Annotated in this window: 1 protein-coding gene; it reads left to right on the top strand. The window is 73.7% G+C overall.

Going from position 1 to position 638, the window contains the following annotated elements:
* The coding region (locus DEIPI_RS41135) for a glutamate synthase-related protein (protein ID WP_045233415.1) at positions 1-638 on the top strand (638 nt) is incomplete at both ends.

The raw sequence follows: 638 nt of genomic DNA, 5'->3' as shown, positions 1-638 counted from the left end.
GGCGGACGGCGGCCTCAAGAGCGCCCTCGACGTGGCCCGCATGGTCGCGCTCGGCGCGGACCGCGTGGGCTTCGGGACGCTGAGCATGGTCGCGATCGGCTGCACCATCTGCCGCGGCTGTCAGCTCGACACCTGCCACGTCGGCATCACCACGCAGGTCGAGACGGAGGCCGAGGCGAAGGCGCACGGCTTCAAGCGCTTCGTGCCGCGCGACCTGCCCGTGGAGGTGGAGCGCCTCACGCGCTTCTTCACGGGCCTCGCGCAGGAACTGCGCGTCACGCTCGCGAACCTCGGGCTGGGCAGCCTGCGCGAGCTGCGCGGCCGCACGGACCTCCTCACGGCCACCTCCTCCTCGCTCGACCTCGCGGAGCTCCTCTCGCCCGCCCCCACCCCGGAGGGCTGGGAGCGGCTGGGGCGGCGCGTCATCCACCGCCCGCTGAACTCCACCACCCGCATGCTGAGCGAGTGGATCGGCGAGGCGCTCGACGAGGACGAGGTCATCTACCGCGACGGTCCCGTCCTGTCCGCCGACCGCGCGCTCGGCACGCACACCGTCGGGACGCTGCAGCGCGGCAAGACGGGCGGGCCGCAGCGGGTGAAGCTGCACTTCGACGCGGGCAGCATCCCCGGCAACGGCC

It is taken from the genome of Deinococcus pimensis DSM 21231 (assembly GCF_000519345.1).
GTDB classification, from domain to species: Bacteria; Deinococcota; Deinococci; order Deinococcales; family Deinococcaceae; genus Deinococcus_A; species Deinococcus_A pimensis.
Note: the sequence above shows the minus strand (reverse complement) of the source record. Positions and strands in the feature narration are given on the sequence as shown.